Origin of the sequence: Kineosporia sp. R_H_3, assembly GCF_002198675.1 — a bacterium.
Classification (GTDB): domain Bacteria; phylum Actinomycetota; class Actinomycetes; order Actinomycetales; family Kineosporiaceae; genus R-H-3.
Genome location: NZ_MWLL01000247.1, coordinates 14,884 through 31,691 on the forward strand (window position 1 = coordinate 14,884; position 16,808 = coordinate 31,691).

Consider the following 16,808-nt stretch of genomic DNA (forward strand, 5'->3'; position numbering starts at 1 on the left):
GTCCGCATGCGTCGACGCATCGCCGGCCGGGGAACGGCCGCACTCCTGGGTGTGCTCCTGCTCGTCGGCGGCGGGCTCGTGGCGGCCGCCGGCCCGGCGGCCGCGGTCGCGTGCGACCCCGCGAACCGGTTGCCCGACAGCGACGTGGACGGGGACTCCGTGCACGACGCCGTCGTCGGGATGCCGGCTGTCGACGACTCCACGGGGGCCGTCGACGTCCGGGGCAGCGGGACGGCGCCGCTCGTCCTCACCGCCGAGGCCCTCGGTGCCGGCACGGGGGAGGGCCAGCAGTTCGGTGCCGCGATCGTCATGACCGACATCGACGACGACGGCTGCTCGGACCTCGTCGTGTCGGCGCCCCGCGAGGGCCAGTCCGCGGCGTCCGACGGCGCCGGCGGCGCCGAGGGCCAGGTGCACATCGTCTTCGGCAGCCCGACCGGGCTGCTGACGACGGGCGCGATCACCGTGCCGCACGCCTCGTCGTCGCTCGACGGGTTCGGCACCTCGCTGGCCGTCGTGTCCCGGACCACCGGCACCGGTGAGGTGCGCGACCTCTACGTCGGCGCGCCCGGCGCCGACGTCGGGACGGCGACGGACGCCGGCGAGGTGTTCCGCTTCGTCGTCCGGCCCGATGCCACGCACCGGATCTCGGTGACCCTCGCCGAGGTCCGGCACCAGGGGTCGCCCGGTGTCCCCGGCGTCGCCGAGACGGGGGACCGGTTCGGCTCCGTCCTCGCACCGGCCCGGGGCGGGGTCCTCGCCTCCGCCCCGCTCGAGGACATCGGCACCGTGACCGACGCCGGTGCGGTCTGGCACCTCGCGGTGACCGACGACGGCGCGCCGACGACCTCGCGGAGCTGGTCGCAGGACACCGCGGGCGTCCCCGGGACGGCGGAGGCGGGGGACCGCTTCGGCTCCTCGCTCGACGCCCGCGGGCTCACCGCCGTCGTCGGCGTGCCGCGCGAGAACGTCGGACGGCTCGTCGACGCCGGCTCCGTCCAGGTCCTGCGCTTCAGCCCCGGGACGGCGCGCTACGTGCCCGGCCCCGGCCTCACCCAGGACTCGCCCGGCATCCCCGGCGCCGCCGAGGCGGGTGACCGCTTCGGGGAGGCCGTCGCGGCAGGCGTCTGGTTCCTGTGCCAGGAGAACGTCGACCTCGCGATCGGGGCGCCCGGCGAGGACGTCGGCACGAGGACCGACGCCGGCACCGTCACCCTCGTCGCGGACGGCGTCCCCGCTGGGGCGGGCTGCGCGCCGAAGGTGATCCGGCAGGGCTCCGGACTCGCCGGGGCCACCGAGGCCGGGGACGGCGTCGGCTCCGTGCTGGGGCACCTCACGTCCCCGAACGACGTCGACGAGGACGCCCGGGACCCGTTGCTCCTCGGTGTCCCGCTCGAGGACGTCGGAGCGGCCCCGGACGCCGGGATGGTCCAGCCGGCGCTCGGCGGGCTCGTCGCGAACGGCGTGCTCAGCCCGACGCTCACGTACTCCGGCGGGGCCCTGCTCTCGCAGCGCTACGGCACGGTCCTCAGCCGCCCCGCCGGGTAGCCCGCGGCCCCGGGAGCGGCGTCTAGAGTGCAGGCACGGAGGCGACGGCGTCCGTCACGGTCCGGCAAGCAGGAGTCGCAAACTTGTTCAAGCGAATCGGTCGGAGCCGGCGGTGACCGCAGCCGCCGAGCTGCTCGCGATCGGTGCCGCGGCCGCCCGGATCGGCGTCGCCGCGTCGACGCTGCGGACCTGGGAGCGTCGCTACGGGCTCGCCCCGACCGGGCGCAGCGCCGGCGGCCACCGGCGCTACACGGGTGAGGACCTCGCCCTGCTCGAGCGCATGCACGCCCTCACCCTGGCCGGTCGCACCCCGGCCCGCGCCGCCCTCGAGGCGCTGCGCCACGACGACCCGGACGACGACCCCGGCGTCGGCGCGCCCGACGACGAGGGGGAGCAGGACGCCGGCGGGCCGCCGTCCGCGCGCACCGGCGGTCCGGGCGGGCGCGTCCTCGCGGTCCCGGGGGCGGGGCCTCGCGTGCAGGGGCTGGCCCGCGCGGCCAGTCGGCTCGACGTCGACGCCGCCGCGGAGATCATCGAGGAGGCGCTCGCCGCCGACGGTGTCGTCACGACCTACGACACGTTGCTGCGCCCCGTTCTCGTCGCCGCGGGGGAGGCCTGGGCGAGGACCGGCACCGGCATCGAGGTCGAGCACCTCTTCGCCGAGGCCGCCGTCGAGGCGCTGCGCCACCACCGGCGCAGCCTGCGCGGCCGGCTCGGCGCCGGGCCGCCGGTGCTCCTCGCGTGCGCGCCGCGGGACCACCACGTCATCCCGCTGCACGTGCTCTCGGCGGCGCTCGCCGAGCGCGGCGTGCGGACCCGCGTCCTCGGGTCGAGGGTGCCGCCCCCGGCGTTGGCGGCGGCCGTCACCCGGACCGGGGCCCGCGCGGTGTTCGTCTGGGCGCAGGTCCCCTCGTCCGCGCTGGCGTCGGTGCCGGCCGCGGTGCCGGCCCGCAGGCCGCCGGTGCGCCTCGTCGTCGGCGGACCGGGCTGGGCCGCCGTGGCGCTGCCGGAGCGCGCCGTCGTCGTCACCTCGCTCGCCGATGCCGTCGGAGCGCTCTCCGACTGACCTCGGAACGCATCCTCAAACTTGTTCAAGTTGCGCCGCGAGTGGGTTGGTCGTCCACTGGTCGCAGCGTCGGATCCCACCGTCGCCGCCGCGGGGCACCGATGCCGCGCGGCCCTGCCCCATGGGTCGAACCGAGGAGTCCGTCGTGGCCTTCAACGCTGCCGCGGAGTTCGTGCCGTCGCTCTCCGCGGCACAGTTCTCCACCGTCTACAACCTCTTCTCCCTCGTCATCGCCTCCATGCTCTTCACGGCGATCTACCTGCTCGTCAGCCAGCGCCGGGTGGCGCCGCGCTACCGCAACGCCCTCGTGGTGTCCGCGATCGTCTGCGGCATCGCGGCGTACCACTACATCCGGATCTTCAACAACTTCGGCGAGGCCTACCCCGCCGGGGCGACCGTCGACGACGCGCACCTCGCGTCGAACGTCGTGTTCAACGAGGGCTACCGCTACGTCGACTGGCTGCTCACCGTCCCGCTGCTCCTCATCGAGACGGTCGCCGTCATGGCACTGGCCCGCGACACCCAGCGCAAGCTCCTGTTCAAGCTCGTGCCGGCGTCCGCCCTGATGATCGTCCTGGGGTACCCGGGGGAGATCAGCGGCGACTTCGGCACCCGGGCGCTGTGGGGCTTCCTGTCGACGATCCCGTTCGTCTACCTGCTCTGGGTGCTCTTCGTCGAGCTGTCGCGCTCGCTCGACCGGCAGCCGCCGGAGGTCGTCCACACGATCAAGATGCTGCGCATCTCGCTCGTCGGGCTGTGGGGCGTCTACCCGATCGCCTACATGTTCCCGATGATCGGCGGCGACTTCTTCGGCGGCCCCGACGGGTTCGTCCTGCGGCAGGCCGGCTACTCGATCGCGGACATCCTCGCGAAGGCCGCGTACGGCCTGGCCATCTACAAGATCGCCCGGGTGAAGAGCCGCCTCGAGGACCCGGCGTACGACGACGACCACGCGTCGACGCCCGTCGCCGCCGACCCGCGCCCCGTCGCGGCCTGACGGCCCGGCACGGTCAGGACGTCGTCATGGCCGTCCACCTGCCCCCGCCCCGGGTGCACGCACCCGGGGCGGGGGCGCCCGGTCCGGCGGCGCCCGGTCCGGCGTCGTCGCCCGCCCGGGCGCTCCGCGGCACACCCGCCCGGTTCGCGACCGCGGTGCGCGGCGCCGGCGTCGCGGGCGTGGTCTGCGTGCTCGTCGCCGACGCGGTCGCGCCCGCGGCCGTCGCGGGCGCGGGGATCGCGATCGCCCTCGTCGGCATCGTGCTGGGCATCCCGCACGGGGCCGTCGACCACCTCGTGCCGTTCTGGGCGCACGGCCGGCGGGTTCAGGCGGGTCCGCTCGCCCGCGGGCTGGCCGGGTACGTCGCCACCGGTGCCGCGGCCCTGGCCGCCGTCCTGCTCGCCCCGCTGCCCGTCACCTGGCTCTTCCTGCTCGTCTCCGCCGCCCACTTCGGTCGCGGCGAGGTCGTCGTCCAGGCCGAGCTCGCCGGGCGCCGTCCGCCGGGCCCGCTGCACGACGCCCTGCCCGCCGCCGCCCACGGCGCCGTCGTCGTGGCCCTGCCGCTCGCGCTGCACCGGGACGTGTCGCTCCGCGTCCTCGACCGGGTCGCCCCCGGGTTCGCCGCCACCTCGGGCGCCGTGCTCGACGCGCTCGTCGTCGCGACCGCCGTCCTCGTGGTCGCGGCCCTGGCCGCCCTGCTCGCGGGTCGCCGGCCGGGGGAGGCCGCCGAGCTCGCCCTCCTCGCCCTGCTCTTCGTGCTCGTCCCGGCGACCGCGGCCTTCGGGGTCTACTTCGGCCTCTGGCACGCCGCCCGGCACACGCTGCGGCTCGTGCTGCTGCCCGGCGCCGACGGCCAGGTGCCCGCCGTCGGCGCCGGCCTGCGCCGGTACGCGCGCGGCGCCGCCCTGCCGAGCCTGGCCGCCGTCCTCCTGCTGTGGGTCGTGTCCGCGACGGCGAACCCGTCGGTGCTCGCGGCCGCGCTCGTCGCGCTCGTGGCGCTGACGGCACCGCACCTCGTGGTCGTCGACGCGCTGGACCGCGCGGTCAGACCTGCGGCTGGTACTCGATGAGGACGAGGGCGATGTCGTCCGACAGGCTCCCGCCGCTCCAGTCGACGACCTCGTCGCGCAGCAGGTCGAGCACCTCCGTCGCCGTGCCCCCGGTCGTCAGGGTGCCCGCGATGGTGCGCGCGGAGAAGAACGCGCGGCTGCGCGGGTCCCGCGCCTCGGTGAGCCCGTCGGTGTAGAGCAGCAGCCGGTCCGACGGGGCCATGGTGATCTCGACGGTCGTGGTCGCCCCGCCGAGCCCGAGCGGCGGGTGCGGCGCCGGCATGTGGAGCAACCGGGTCCGCCCTCCCGAGAGGACGAACGGCGGCGGGTGCCCGGCGTTCGCCACCTGGACCCGGCCGTCGTCCGCGATCTGCAGCAGGAGCGCCGTGACGAACTCCTCGTCGGAGGCCGCCGCGCGGGCGACGGCACGGTCGACGAGGCCCATGAGGGTCGGCAGGTCGGGCGCGTCCGAGGCCCGTTCCCGGAACGCGGAGAGCACCTGGGCCGACATCCGGACGGCGTCCAGGCCCTTGCCGCGCACGTCGCCGACGAGCACGCGCACGCCGGCAGGGGTCGCCACCACCGCGTAGAGGTCGCCACCGATGAGCGCGTCCGATGCCGCGCTCTCGTAGTGCACGGCGACGAGCGCCGGCCCGACGCGCTCCGGGACCGGCAGCAGGATCGCCCGCTGCGCGGCCTCGGCGACCTTCGTGACCCGGCTGAGCCGGTCCTCCCGGACGACCCGGTCCTGCGCCGCGAGGACGGCGGCGGCACCGCCGAGGGCGACGACCACGAGCCGGACCAGCTGGGCCGTGAGGGCGTCCCCGGGGGTGTACGCGTGGTTCCAGACCCCGAGCAGGGCCGCGATCGTGAACGCGGCCGCGGCGAAGGACGCGGTGACCCGGGGGCCGTGCGTCGTGGCCGCGAGCAGCGGCGCGACGACGACGAGGCCGAGCACCGGGTTGCCCCGCCCCGTGGCGACGTCCGCCACGGAGAGCACGACGAGCAGGACCGCCGGGGAGGCCGCGACCACCTGCGTCCGCCACCCGGTCGTCGTCCCGTCGCTCGGCCGCCTCACGCCTGCGATCCCAGCAGCAGGCGGCCGGGCTGTCCACGTGACCGGGCCCGCCGCGCCGCGGGGAACGTTCTCTCAGCCGTCCTGCGCGGTCGTGACCGCCGTGGCGTTCGCGAGGACGATGACGACGAGCCCCGCCCACTCGTGCCCGTCCAGGAGCTGGCCGAGCATGACTGTCCCGACGAGGGCCGCGAGCACCGGGTGCATGCTCATGAAGACGCCGAAGACGCGGGGCGGCACGTGCCGCAGGACGACGAGGTCGCCCGCGTAGGGCACGGCCGACGAGAGCAGACCGGCGACCACCGCGAAGCCGAGGGCGGCCCAGCTCATCCGCCCGGTCGCGACGAGCACCGCGACGACGGGCAGGTAGGCCGCGGCCGCGAGGGACGCGGCCACGGCCGGCGCCTGCAGCCCGGGCAGCCGGGTCCCGAGGAGCCGGTTGAGCAGGATGTACGCCACCCAGAGGCCGGCCGCGAAGAGCGCGAGCCCGATGCCCGGCCAGTCGCTGCTGGGGCCCGGCAGGATGAGGACGTAGACGCCGGCGCCGGCGACGACGGCGATCCCCGCGTGGAGGAGCCGGCGCGACCGGACGACGGCGACGGACAGCGGCCCGAGGAACTCCAGCGTCACCGCGAGCCCGAGACCGAGCCGGTCGATGGCCGTGTAGAGCGACAGGTTCATCACCGCGAAGACGCCGGCGAGCAGCAGTGCGGGCCACCATTGGCGCCACGTCATCGTCCGGACCGGCGGGCGGGCGAGCGGCACGAGCACCGCCGCCGCGACGAGCTGGCGGACGGCGACCACCCCCGCGGGGCCGATCGTCGCGAAGGCGTGGGCGCCCGTTGCGGCGCCGACCTGCGCGCTGAGCGCCGTGCCGAGCATCGTCGCCACGTGGACCGGGCGGGTCCGCCGGTTCCCGGCCCGGGCCGGCGTGCCGCTCCCCGCCCGGAGCGTGCCCGGGCCGGCGGCGTCGGTGGCGGCGGTCATGCGCCCCAGTGTCGACGCCCGGCACTCATACGAGAAATGCAGCCTGCGGTTGACTTGTACGCTGTACGTATGGATCGCGAGGCGCCGGGCGTCGACGTGCGGATGCTCCGGGCCCTCGTCGCCGTCGTCGACGAGGGGTCGTTCACGGACGCGGCGATCGTCCTCGGCGTCTCCCAGGCGTCCGTCAGCCGGGCGGTCGCCGCCCTCGAGACGACGCTCGGCGCCCGGCTGCTCCAGCGGACGACCCGGCACGTGGGGCTCACGGTCACGGGCCGCCGCGTGCTCGCGCACGCCCGGCGGGCGCTCGACGAGGTCGCGGCAGTGCGCCGCGTCGCGCAGGACGGCGGGGGTGAGCTCCGCGTCGGCTACGCGTGGTCGGCCCTGGGCCGGCACACGACCGCCGTCCAGCGCCGCTGGGCCGCCGAGCACCCGGGCTCGGCGCTCGTCCTCGTCCAGTCGAACACCCGGACGGCGGGGCTCGCCGACGGGATCGCGGACCTCGCCGTGCTGCGCCGGCCGGCGGACGACGACCGCGTCGCCGGCGTGGTCGTCGGGCTGGAGCGGCGGTACGCCGCGGTCGCGGCCACCGACCCGCTCGCCCGCCGCCGCCGGGTCCGGCTCGCGGACTTCGCCGGGCGGACGATCGGCGTCGACGCCCTCACCGGGACGACGTCGGAGGAGCTGTGGTCCAGTGGCGTCGCGCCGGCCGGTACCCGGGAGGTCCACGGGGTCGACGAGTGGCTCACCCTCGTCGCCGCCGGCCAGGCCGTCGGGATCACCTCCGAGGCGACGATGCGGCAGCACCCCCGCCCGGGGGTCGTGTACCGCCCCGTCGAGGACGCGCCACCGGTCGCCGTGACGCTCGCCTGGTGGCGGGACGACCCGCACCCGCAGCTCGCCGCCCTGCGCCGGCTCGTCGTCGAGGCCTACGGGACGTCGTCCGACTGAGCGCGCGTGCCCTCAGTCCCCGAACCGGACCGCGACCGCGCGGACGGGGGCGCCGTCCGCCCCGACGAACGCGACCGGCAGGAGCATGACGAACGGGTCCGCCCAGTCGACCGCCCCGAGGTTCGTGAGGTTCTCGGCGATGACGCCGTCGACGGCTGCGACGAGATGGTGGACCGGGAACCCGACGCCGGGATGGTCGTCGTCCGGGGTCTCGTCGATGTTGATCGCGTCGATGCCGATCGTCCGGACGCCGAGGTCGAGCAGGCGCCGGCAGCAGTCCGCGTCGAGGTAGGGGTGGTCGAAGTACGCGGGGGTCCCGTAGTGCCGGGACCAGCCGGTGCGCAGCAGGACGACGGTGCCCGGGGTGATCCGGTCGGCGACGGGTTCGACGAGGTCCCAGGTGAGTGCGCCACGGGCGGGCAGCGCGGCCGCGTCGACGACGACCGCCGGCCCGAGGAACCGCTCGAGCGGGACGGCGTCGATCCGGAGCCCGCTCTCCTCGAAGTGGTACGGCGCGTCGACGTGCGTGCCCGACTGCGACCCGAGGTGCACGTCGAGCAGGTTGAACCCGTGCTCGGCGACCGTGCTGTGCACCTCGAACCGCGGCACCGGGTCACCCGGGTAGACGACCGTGCCCGGGCCGACGGGGACGGACAGGTCGACGATCCGGCTCACGCGCATCGGTCAGGTGTACCGCAGCGACGGTGCCGGTGCGCATATGCGGTTGGCCGTGGCGCGCCCGGTTGGGAGGCTTGGCGGCGTGGACCACGGATCCGGCGCCGGGCTGCTGCACCGGCTCACCTCGTACACGCCGACGCGGGGCTGGGACGTCCCGGTGGACGACCCGCGGGTGCGGCACGACCTCGCCCCGAACGACCCCGCGACCCGGCCGCCGCAGTTCAAGGGCTACCCGGGCGACCTGCCCGCCGTCACCCTGCCGACCGGGCTCGCCCCGCCGGACGCCGCCGCGGTCGACGTGCTCGCCGGCCGGGTGCCGGACGCGGTGGCCGGGCCCGACCTCGCCGCGCTCGGGCGGGTGCTGTTCCTCGGGGCCGGCGTCGTCCGCACCGCGCGCCGGGGCGACGGCGAGCCGTTCGCCTTCCGGGCGTCCGGGTCGGCCGGTGCCCGGTTCCCGCTCGAGGTCTACGTGAGCGCGGTGGACGTCGACGGGTTGCCGGACGGCGTCCACTGGTACGACGCGCAGCGGCACGCCCTGGTGCGCGTCGGGCCGCCGGCGTCCGGCCGGGCGACGACGCTCGTCGTCACCGGCGTGCCGTGGCGCACCGGCTGGCGGTACGCCGAGCGCGGCTGGCGGCACCTGTACTGGGACGCCGGGACGCTCGTCGCCCAGCTCGAGGCGGCCGCCGCGAGCGCCGGTCTGTGCCCGCGGCTGCGCACGCTCTTCCCGGACGCCGCCGTCCGGGCGCTCGTCGGGGCGGACGGCGTCCACGAGTACCCGCTGGCGCTCCTGACGTTCGGCGACGACGCGCCCGCCGTGACGCCCGCTGCGACCGCGACGTCCGGCGCGTTGCCGGAGGTCGAGCTGCCGCTGTGCACCGCGGCGCAGCGGGCCGGGGAGCGGGACGTCCTCGGTGACCCCTGGCCGGTCGGCGCGCAGGTGCCGGCGGACGTCCCGGTCCCGCTCGCCGGCGCGGCGGACGCGGCCCCGCCGACCCTCGACGAGGTCATCCTGCGCCGCGGCTCGCAGCGGCTCATGGACCGGGGCCGCACGCTCCCGCGCGCGCACCTCGAGTGGTCGACGGCCGTCGCGACGCGCGGCGTCGACGTCCCGCACCACGTCGCCGCCCACGGCGTCGACGGCCTCGCACCCGGGCTGTACCGCTGGCCGGACCTCGGGTCGCCGCTGCGCGCCGGCGACCTGCGCGACGAGCTCTACCGGCTCGCCCTCCGCCAGGACCTCGCCGGGGACGCGGCCTACGTCGTCCTGTCCTCCGCTGACCCGCTGACCCTCGACGACCGGACCTACCGTGACGCCCAGCTCGCCGCCGGGATCGTCGAGGGCCGGCTGCACCTCGCCGCCTACGCGCTCGGCGCCGGTGCCTCCGGGATGACGTTCTACGACAGCGACCTGCCGGCCCTGCTCGGCGGCCCGGACGACGTCGTCGGCCTGCTCCTCACCTGCGTCGGCGTGCCGGAGTACGCCTCGCGCCCGGGCGGCGGCCCCGGCGCGCCGGTGGAGGTCCGGATGGTCACGCCGCGGATGGGGGACCTCTGACGATCGAGCTGCGCCCGCTCACGCACGCCGACGCCCCGGCGCACTGCGCCGGCGAGGACGACGAGACCGTGCGCTGGCTCACGGGCGGGTACGGCACCGTCGGCGCGGTCGGCACCCGGGCGGCCCTGCGGATCGAGCCCGGGAACAGCGCGTCGCTGCGCGTCGCGGAGAAGGCCGGGTTCGCGCTCCTGCGGGAGGTCGTGCCGGCGACGGACACCCACCCCGACGGGGCGCCGGTCACCTTCCGGGTGTTCGTCCGCGACCTGTGACCCGCGGACGACGCCGACCGCGCCGCGCGCCGAATTGCCTGGCCCCGAAGGGCTCCGGTCGGGCACGGTGGGGTGATGGTCCTCCCCGCCGAACGGCCCCGCCGCACCGACGACGTCGACCCCGCCACGCTCGCGATCCGGGCCACGGGCCTCGTGAAGCGCTTCGGGTCCGGGCCGCACGCGGTGGACGCCGTCCGTGACCTGTCGGTGAGCGTGCGGCAGGGCGAGCGGGTGGCGTACATCGGGCCGAACGGCGCCGGGAAGTCGACGTCCATCAAGATCCTCACGGGCATCCTGCGGCCGACGCACGGCTCGGCGACCGTGCTCGGGCTCGTGCCGTGGCAGGACCGCCGCCGGCTCGCCGCGCGGACCGGCACCCTCTTCGGCCAGCGCTCGCAGCTGTGGTTCGAGCTGACGCCCCGGCAGTCGTTCCGGATGCTCGCCGCGATCTACGGCCTCGACCGGGGGCGTGAGCAGCGCCGCGTCGCCGAGCTCGGCGAGCTGCTCGACGCGGCCGACCTCTTCGACGCCCCGGTCCGGACCCTCTCGCTCGGCCAGCGGATGCGCTGCGAGCTGGCGGCCTGCCTGCTCCACGAGCCGGAGATCCTCTTCCTCGACGAGCCGACGATCGGCCTCGACCTGCTCGCCAAGCGCCGGCTGCGCGAGCTGCTCGTCGAGCTCAACGAGGCGGCCGGGACGACGGTCTTCCTCACCTCGCACGACGTCGCCGACATCGAGCACGTCGCCGAGCGGGTCGTCGTCATCGACCACGGCCGGGTCGTCTACGACGACGACGTCCCGACGCTGCGGCGCAGCCTGCTCGCGACGAAGCTCGTCGACGTCGGGCTCGGCGGCCCGGCACCGGTCATCGTGCTGGACGGCGTCCGTGAGGTCGCACGGGACGACGCCCTGCTGCGGCTGTCGGTCGACACGACGCGGACGTCGATCCGGTCGGTGCTCGACGTCGTCCTCGACCGGTGCGACGTCGTCGACATCTCGGTCGTCGACCCGCCGCTGGAGCAGGTCATCGCGGAGATCTTCGCGGCGGAGCAGGTGTGAGCGCGCCCGTCCGGGGCCCGGCCGTGCCGACCTCCCCGGGCCTGACACCGGCCCTCGTGCTCCGCCGGCTCGCCGTCCCGGCGGCGACGGCGAGCCGGCGCGTCCTCGCCGACCGCGGCGGCCTCGTCACGTCCGTCGTCTTCTTCCTCCTCGTCTCGGTCGTCCTCTCGGCGCTCTGGCGCGCCGCGGCGGGCCCGTCGGGCACCGTCGTCGGGTACACGGCGGCCGAGCTCACCTGGTACGCGTTCGCCGCCGAGGCCGCGGTGTGCACGATCGACCTGCGGCTCATCGAGCGGATCGGCGAGGACATCTCCTCCGGCTCGGTCGCGGTGGAGATGCTCCGGCCGCTGCCGGTCGTCGCCGTCCGGCTCGCGGTCGAGGCCGGGCGCGCCCTGGGCCGGCTCGTCGCCCTGGTCGTCGTCGGGTCGGGGGTCGCCTGGCTGCTCGCCGGACCGCCGCCGGACGCCCTGCACGGGCTCCTCGCGCTCGTGTCGCTCGTGCTCGGCGTCGTCGTCAACGTCGCCGCGCAGCACGTCGTCGCGTCCGCGGCGTTCCGGCTGCGGGACGTGCGGGCGACCTGGTTCCTCTACCAGAAGACGGTCTTCATCCTCGGCGGCATGCTCCTGCCGCTCGAGGTGCTGCCCGGCGCCCTGCGGACGCTGGCCCTGTGGTGCCCGTTCATGGCGATGGCGTACGCCCCGGCGCGCCTGGCCACCGGTCACGGGACGGCGCTGCTGCTGCTCGTGCAGGTCGGCTGGCTCGTCGTCCTCGTGGCCGCCGCGGCGTTCGTCTTCGCCCGGGGCCAGCGCCGGCTCGAGGTCGTGGGCGGATGAGCCAGACCCTCGCCGTGGTGCGGGCCGCGTTCACCGACGCGACCGCGCGGCCCGCGGCCTTCTGGACCCAGGTCGGCGCGATGATGGCGAACGACCTGGCGATGATCGCGTTCTGGATCCTCTTCTTCCACCAGGTCCGTTCCGTGCGGGGCTGGGACGCCGACCGGGTCTTCCTGCTGTTCGCGATCCTCGCGACCGCCGCCGGCATCGTCCTGGGCTTCCTCTCGAACGCCCGCCGGATCCCCGAGCTCGTCGAGACCGGCTCCCTCGACGAGGCGCTTTCCCTGCCCATGAGCCCGCTGCGCTACCTGCTCGTGCGGCGCGTCGACACGGTGAACGTCGGCGACGTCGTCTTCGGGGTCGTGCTCTTCCTCGTGACCGGGCACCCGACGCCGCAGCGGGCCGCGCTCTTCGTCGGGGGCGTCGTCGTCGCCGCGACGCTGCTCACGGCGTTCCTCGTGACCCTCGGCTCCGTCGTGTTCTTCACCGGCCGCGGCGAGCCGGGCGCACTGGGGATGCACGCGATCCTGCTGCTCGCCGGCTATCCCGTCGACATCTTCACCGGCGCCGCGAAGGGGCTGCTCTACACCCTCGTGCCGGCAGCCTTCGTCGCCGCCGTCCCGGCCCGGATCGTCGACGCGCCGTCCTGGCGGGACGTCGCGCTCATGCTGCTCGCGACGGTGGTGTTCGTCCTGCTGGCCCGGACGGCGTTCGGTCTGGGGCTGCGGCGTTACACGTCCGGCTCGGCGTGGGGCCGGGCCTGAGCACCCGGCCCCACGACCGGCTCAGGCGGACGGGACCGCGGGCTCGCTCGTGCGCAGGTCCGCGACGGCGGGGACGGTGTCCGGCGCCTGCGACGGGCGGCCCTGCGTGAGGTGCTCGGGGAGGAACAGGACGTCGGTGGTGCGGCTGATCGTCGTGACGTCGACCGGGGCGCCGGCCAGGTCGTGCGCGGTGTAGCCGAGGCCGGCGAGCCGGTCGAAGGCCGCGAGCTCGGCGTCCCAGTCGGGGTGCTGGGTGCCCCAGCCGATCTCGCAGAGGATCGCCGGCCGCGGCGACCACCGCTCGAGCGCCGCGAGCATCCCGCCGAAGACCCGCCACTCGGCGCCCTCGACGTCGATCTTCACCAGGCACGGCGTGCCCTCGACGCCGACGCCGTCGAACGTGTCCACCGCGACGGTCACGGGCACCATGTCGGCGCTCGTGCGGCCCTTGACCATCGTGTTCCACCCGAGGTTGCCCTGCGCCGCGACGTAGAGCTCGACGTCCGCGGCGGCGTCGCTCAGCCCGACCTCGTGGACGACGGCGGTGCACGGCAGCCGCTCCGCGGTGACCCGGCACAGCTCGGCGAGGTGCGGCAAGGGCTCGAACAGGTGGACGGTGCCGCGGAAGCGGGCCTGCTCGCAGAGCGTCTGGCTGAAGTAGCCGATGTTCGCCCCGACATCGAGCACCAGCCCGTCGGGGTCGACGTAGGGCGCGACCGCGCCGATGAGGCGTTCGTAGTTCGGCCGGCGCCGCTCGAACCAGGCGAGGGCGTCGGCGTAGCTGACGGACGTCGCCTGGTGCACCGGCGGCGCGGGCGGGGCCGGCTTGGGCTTCGGCGGGGCCGGCTTCGGGGGCGCCGGCTTCGGCGCGGCAGCAGCCGTCGAGGAGACCGTCCGCAGGGTGCCCGGCCACACGAGACGGGCGACCTGGCGGCGCCCCGAGCGCACCAGCTCGGCCGGTCCGCCGCGCCGGTAGGCACGGACGAGCCGGCGTGCTGCTGCATGCGCCCGGGTACGGACGGCGCTCACGGACCCTCTGTCGGACACCCTCGTCACCTCGACATCAACGATTCCGGGCACGCCAAGCATGTCGCTCAGCGTGTTCGATCAACAGCGGAATGTAGTGCATTCTGTCGTCGGGCGGGCGGCTCACGGCGGAGAGGGGCCGACCGGTGCCGGGACCCGTCGACGGGCCGGACCGCACGAAACACGCGTGACACCTGACGACGGGACGCTATCGACGTGACGGCAGCCGACAGCAGCGGGCGCTGGTCCCCGCCCCGGGACACCGCGGAGCACGCACGCCTCGCGGAGGCGGCGGGCCCGGACGCGCCCTGGCGGCTGTGGGGCCCCTACGTCGCGGGGCGGCAGTGGGGCACGGTCCGGGAGGACTACTCGGCGTCCGGCGACGCGTGGAACGCCTTCCCGTTCGACCACGCGCACAAGCGCGCCTACCGCTGGGGCGAGGACGGGCTCGGCGCGGTCTGCGACCGGTTCGGCTTCCTCAACCTCGGCGTCGCGCTGTGGAACACCCGCGACGACCGGATCAAGGAGCGGCTCTTCGGGCTGGCCAACGGCGAGGGCAACCACGGCGAGGACGTCAAGGAGTACTGGTGGGCCGTCGACGGCACCCCGACGCACTCCTGGATGCAGTGGATGTACCGGTACCCGCAGGCCGCGTTCCCGTACGAGCAGCTGCGCGCGGAGAACGCCGCACGCGGCCGTGACGAGCGCGAGTACGAGCTCGGCGACACGGGTGTCCTCGACGGCAACCGGTTCTTCGACGTCCTCGTCACGTACGCGAAGGCGGACCCGGACGACCTCTGCGTCGAGATCACGGCGACGAACCAGGGCCCCGACGCCGCCCCGCTGCACCTGCTGCCGCAGCTGTGGTTCCGCAACACGTGGGCCTGGGGCCGGGACGGCCGCAAGCCCACGATGCACCAGCTGCTGCCGCCGACGTTCACGGTGACCGGGCTGGAGGCCGTCGAGGTCGAGCACGCCCACCTCGGCCGCTACCACCTCGCGGCCGAGGGCACGCCCGTGCTCCTGTTCTGCGACAACGAGACCGACGCCGTCGAGCTCTTCGGTGCCGCCCGGAACGCGACCCCGTACCCGAAGGGCTCGGTCGACAGGCGGGTCGTCCACGGGGACACGAGCGTCGTCAACCCGTTCGACGAGGGCACCAAGGTCGCCGTCTGGTACGTCTTCGACGCGGTCCCGGCAGGCGAGTCGGTGACGGTCCGGCTCCGGCTCGGCCGTGCGCTGCCGACGGCCGCCACGTTCGGTCCGGAGTTCGACGCGGTGCTCGCCGCGCGCCGGCAGGAGGCGGACGACTTCTACGCGCAGGTCGTGCACCCCGACATGCCGGACGAGGACCGGCACGTCGCCCGTCGGGCCTACGCCGGCCTGCTGTGGACCAAGCAGGTCTACCGGTACGACGTCCAGGAGTGGCTCGAGACCGACCCCTCACCGGACCCCGCCCCGGGCCGGCGCGACACGCCGGGCGTGCGGAACACCGGGTGGAAGCACCTGTACCTCGCGGACGTGCTCTCCATGCCCGACGAGTGGGAGTACCCGTGGTTCGCCGCGTGGGACCTCGCGTTCCACGCGATCCCGCTCGCGCACGTCGACCCCGGCTTCGCCAAGGAGCAGCTGCTCCTCATGTGCCGTGAGTGGGCGATGCACCCGAACGGCCAGCTCCCGGCGTACGAGTGGGCGTTCGGCGACGTCAACCCGCCCGTGCACGCGTGGGCCGCCTGGCACGTCTACCGGATCGACGGCTACCGCGACAAGGACTTCCTCATCCGGGTCTTCACCAAGCTGCTCCTCAACTTCTCCTGGTGGGTCAACCGCAAGGACGCCAACGGTTCCAACGTCTTCGAGGGCGGCTTCCTCGGGATGGACAACATCGCGCTGTTCGACCGGTCGGCACCGCTGCCGCCGGGCTTCCGCCTCGAGCAGTCGGACGCGACGAGCTGGATGGCCTTCTACTGCCAGCAGATGTTCAAGATCGCGCTCGAGCTCGCGCGCACCGACAAGGCGTGGGACGACGTCGCGACGAAGTTCTTCGAGCACTTCCTCGCGATCGCCCAGGCGATGCGGTCGTTCGGCTCGCAGGGCGAGAGCCTGTGGCACGAGGAGGACGGCTTCTTCTACGACATGCTCGTCGCCCCCGACGGCTCGACCCAGCCGCTGCGGGTGCGTTCGATGGTCGGGCTGCTGCCGATCCTCGCGGCGACCGAGGTGCCGGCCTGGGTCGGCGAGGAGTGCCCGGATCTGTCCGCCCGGATGCGCTGGCTGCAACGCCGCCGCCCCGAGCTGGTCCGCCCGCTGCTGTTCTCCAAGGGGGCGGGGGAGCGCAAGATCCTGCTCTCCCTCGTCGACCCGACCCGGCTGCGGCGCATCCTCGAGCGGGTCTTCGACCCCGAGGAGTTCTTCTCCCCGTACGGGATCCGCTCGCTCACGGCGTCCTGCCGGCAGCCGATCACCGCGCACGTCGCGGGCCGGGACGCCTCGATCGAGTACGAGCCGGGGGAGTCCCGGACGAACCTGTTCGGCGGCAACTCGAACTGGCGCGGGCCGATCTGGTTCCCGGTGAACGTCCTGCTCGCCGACAAGCTCCGCACCATCGGCCGGCACTTCGGCGACACGTTCCAGATCGAGATCCCGACCGGCTCGGGCAAGCTCCACACCCTCGTCGAGGCCGCCGACATCATCGACAACGGCCTCACGGCGCTGTTCCGGCCGGTGGCGGGCCGCCGCCCCGCGGACGGCGACCGGATCGAGGCCTCGCCCGACCCGCTCTGGGCCGACCACCCGACGTTCAGCGAGTACTTCGACGGCGACACCGGCGAGGGCCTCGGGGCGAGCCACCAGACCGGCTGGACGGCGCTCGTGGCGCACCTGCTGAACCCCAGGCTGCCCCCGGACCCGCGGCGCAAGGGCTGGGCCTGAGACCGCAGCCCCGGGCGCTC

At 75.2% G+C, this 16,808-nt stretch carries 15 protein-coding genes; 11 read left to right on the forward strand and 4 right to left on the reverse strand.

Going from position 1 to position 16,808, the window contains the following annotated elements; translation table 11 throughout:
* Positions 1–6 precede the first annotated feature (6 nt).
* The 4 genes from ECOMGDLI_RS34165 (at position 7) to ECOMGDLI_RS31110 (ending at position 4,681) form a co-directional block, all read left to right on the forward strand.
* The gene (locus ECOMGDLI_RS34165) at positions 7–1,548 is read left to right on the forward strand and encodes an integrin alpha (RefSeq protein ID WP_158221224.1); all 1,542 of its coding nucleotides are present in this window, start codon (positions 7–9) and stop codon (positions 1,546–1,548) included.
* 112 nt (positions 1,549–1,660) lie between these two features.
* The gene (locus ECOMGDLI_RS31100) at positions 1,661–2,614 is read left to right on the forward strand and encodes a MerR family transcriptional regulator (protein WP_158221225.1); all 954 of its coding nucleotides are present in this window, start codon (positions 1,661–1,663) and stop codon (positions 2,612–2,614) included.
* Positions 2,615–2,759: 145 nt separating this feature from the next.
* A complete protein-coding gene (locus ECOMGDLI_RS31105) occupies positions 2,760–3,611 on the forward strand; it encodes a bacteriorhodopsin-like (protein ID WP_198955342.1) in 852 nt (283 codons plus the stop codon).
* A 26-nt stretch (positions 3,612–3,637) separates the two neighbouring features.
* Positions 3,638–4,681 (forward strand): beta-carotene 15,15'-dioxygenase, Brp/Blh family, encoded by a 1,044-nt coding sequence (locus ECOMGDLI_RS31110; RefSeq protein ID WP_088320700.1) that lies wholly within the window; start codon positions 3,638–3,640, stop codon positions 4,679–4,681.
* Here ECOMGDLI_RS31110 and ECOMGDLI_RS31115 read toward each other — a convergent pair.
* Together ECOMGDLI_RS31115 and ECOMGDLI_RS31120 are read right to left on the reverse strand one after the other, a co-directional pair.
* Positions 4,656–5,738 (reverse strand): PP2C family protein-serine/threonine phosphatase, encoded by a 1,083-nt coding sequence (locus tag ECOMGDLI_RS31115; RefSeq protein ID WP_158221226.1) that lies wholly within the window; start codon positions 5,736–5,738, stop codon positions 4,656–4,658. The genes ECOMGDLI_RS31110 and ECOMGDLI_RS31115 overlap by 26 nt on opposite strands.
* A 72-nt stretch (positions 5,739–5,810) precedes the next feature.
* Positions 5,811–6,722 carry a DMT family transporter gene (locus ECOMGDLI_RS31120; protein WP_088320702.1) on the reverse strand — a complete coding sequence of 304 codons (912 nt, stop codon included), beginning with the start codon at positions 6,720–6,722 and terminating at the stop codon, positions 5,811–5,813.
* Between the two features lie 69 nt (positions 6,723–6,791).
* Between ECOMGDLI_RS31120 and ECOMGDLI_RS31125 the strand changes: the two genes are divergently transcribed.
* The gene (locus tag ECOMGDLI_RS31125; RefSeq protein WP_088320703.1) at positions 6,792–7,670 is read left to right on the forward strand and encodes a LysR family transcriptional regulator; all 879 of its coding nucleotides are present in this window, start codon (positions 6,792–6,794) and stop codon (positions 7,668–7,670) included.
* A 12-nt stretch (positions 7,671–7,682) separates the two neighbouring features.
* On the opposite strand, the gene ECOMGDLI_RS31130 is transcribed toward ECOMGDLI_RS31125, so the two are convergent.
* Positions 7,683–8,351, reverse strand: a complete 669-nt coding sequence (locus ECOMGDLI_RS31130; protein ID WP_088320704.1) for a cyclase family protein — start codon at positions 8,349–8,351, stop codon at positions 7,683–7,685.
* 79 nt (positions 8,352–8,430) lie between these two features.
* Here ECOMGDLI_RS31130 and ECOMGDLI_RS31135 point away from each other — a divergent pair, with 79 nt between their 5' ends.
* The 5 genes from ECOMGDLI_RS31135 to ECOMGDLI_RS31155 all read left to right on the forward strand — a co-directional run bounded on the left by ECOMGDLI_RS31135 (position 8,431) and on the right by ECOMGDLI_RS31155 (position 12,831).
* Positions 8,431–9,906, forward strand: a complete 1,476-nt coding sequence (locus ECOMGDLI_RS31135; RefSeq protein ID WP_198955343.1) for a hypothetical protein — start codon at positions 8,431–8,433, stop codon at positions 9,904–9,906.
* A 68-nt stretch (positions 9,907–9,974) separates the two neighbouring features.
* Positions 9,975–10,175 carry a hypothetical protein gene (locus ECOMGDLI_RS35655; RefSeq protein ID WP_088320705.1) on the forward strand — a complete coding sequence of 67 codons (201 nt, stop codon included), beginning with the start codon at positions 9,975–9,977 and terminating at the stop codon, positions 10,173–10,175.
* Between the two features lie 75 nt (positions 10,176–10,250).
* Positions 10,251–11,234, forward strand: coding sequence for an ATP-binding cassette domain-containing protein (locus ECOMGDLI_RS31145; RefSeq protein WP_088320706.1), 984 nt, complete (start codon positions 10,251–10,253; stop codon positions 11,232–11,234).
* The gene (locus ECOMGDLI_RS31150; protein WP_158221227.1) at positions 11,231–12,067 is read left to right on the forward strand and encodes an ABC-2 family transporter protein; all 837 of its coding nucleotides are present in this window, start codon (positions 11,231–11,233) and stop codon (positions 12,065–12,067) included. The genes ECOMGDLI_RS31145 and ECOMGDLI_RS31150 overlap by 4 nt, the downstream gene beginning before the upstream one ends.
* Complete coding sequence (locus ECOMGDLI_RS31155; protein WP_088320708.1) at positions 12,064–12,831, forward strand: ABC-2 family transporter protein; 768 nt, start codon at positions 12,064–12,066, stop codon at positions 12,829–12,831. The genes ECOMGDLI_RS31150 and ECOMGDLI_RS31155 overlap by 4 nt, the downstream gene beginning before the upstream one ends.
* Positions 12,832–12,852: 21 nt before the next feature.
* On the opposite strand, the gene ECOMGDLI_RS31160 is transcribed toward ECOMGDLI_RS31155, so the two are convergent.
* Positions 12,853–13,878: an FkbM family methyltransferase gene (locus ECOMGDLI_RS31160; RefSeq protein ID WP_143448052.1), complete on the reverse strand. Its 1,026-nt coding sequence runs from the start codon at positions 13,876–13,878 to the stop codon at positions 12,853–12,855.
* A gap of 195 nt (positions 13,879–14,073) precedes the next feature.
* Here ECOMGDLI_RS31160 and ECOMGDLI_RS31165 point away from each other — a divergent pair, with 195 nt between their 5' ends.
* Entirely contained in the window at positions 14,074–16,788 is a 2,715-nt protein-coding gene (locus ECOMGDLI_RS31165) for a glucosidase (RefSeq protein WP_088320709.1), read from the forward strand.
* Positions 16,789–16,808: the final 20 nt, after the last annotated feature.

Bases quoted from the DNA above. Each gene is read 5' to 3' on its own strand.
- ECOMGDLI_RS34165 (WP_158221224.1), top strand. From the start codon at position 7: ATGCGTCGACGCATCGCCGGCCGGGGAACGGCCGCACTCCTGGGTGTG.
- ECOMGDLI_RS31110 (WP_088320700.1), top strand. From the start codon at position 3,638: ATGGCCGTCCACCTGCCCCCGCCCCGGGTGCACGCACCCGGGGCGGGG.
- ECOMGDLI_RS31120 (WP_088320702.1), bottom strand. From the start codon at position 6,722: ATGACCGCCGCCACCGACGCCGCCGGCCCGGGCACGCTCCGGGCGGGG.
- ECOMGDLI_RS31125 (WP_088320703.1), top strand. From the start codon at position 6,792: ATGGATCGCGAGGCGCCGGGCGTCGACGTGCGGATGCTCCGGGCCCTC.
- ECOMGDLI_RS31130 (WP_088320704.1), bottom strand. From the start codon at position 8,351: ATGCGCGTGAGCCGGATCGTCGACCTGTCCGTCCCCGTCGGCCCGGGC.
- ECOMGDLI_RS31145 (WP_088320706.1), top strand. From the start codon at position 10,251: ATGGTCCTCCCCGCCGAACGGCCCCGCCGCACCGACGACGTCGACCCC.
- ECOMGDLI_RS31155 (WP_088320708.1), top strand. From the start codon at position 12,064: ATGAGCCAGACCCTCGCCGTGGTGCGGGCCGCGTTCACCGACGCGACC.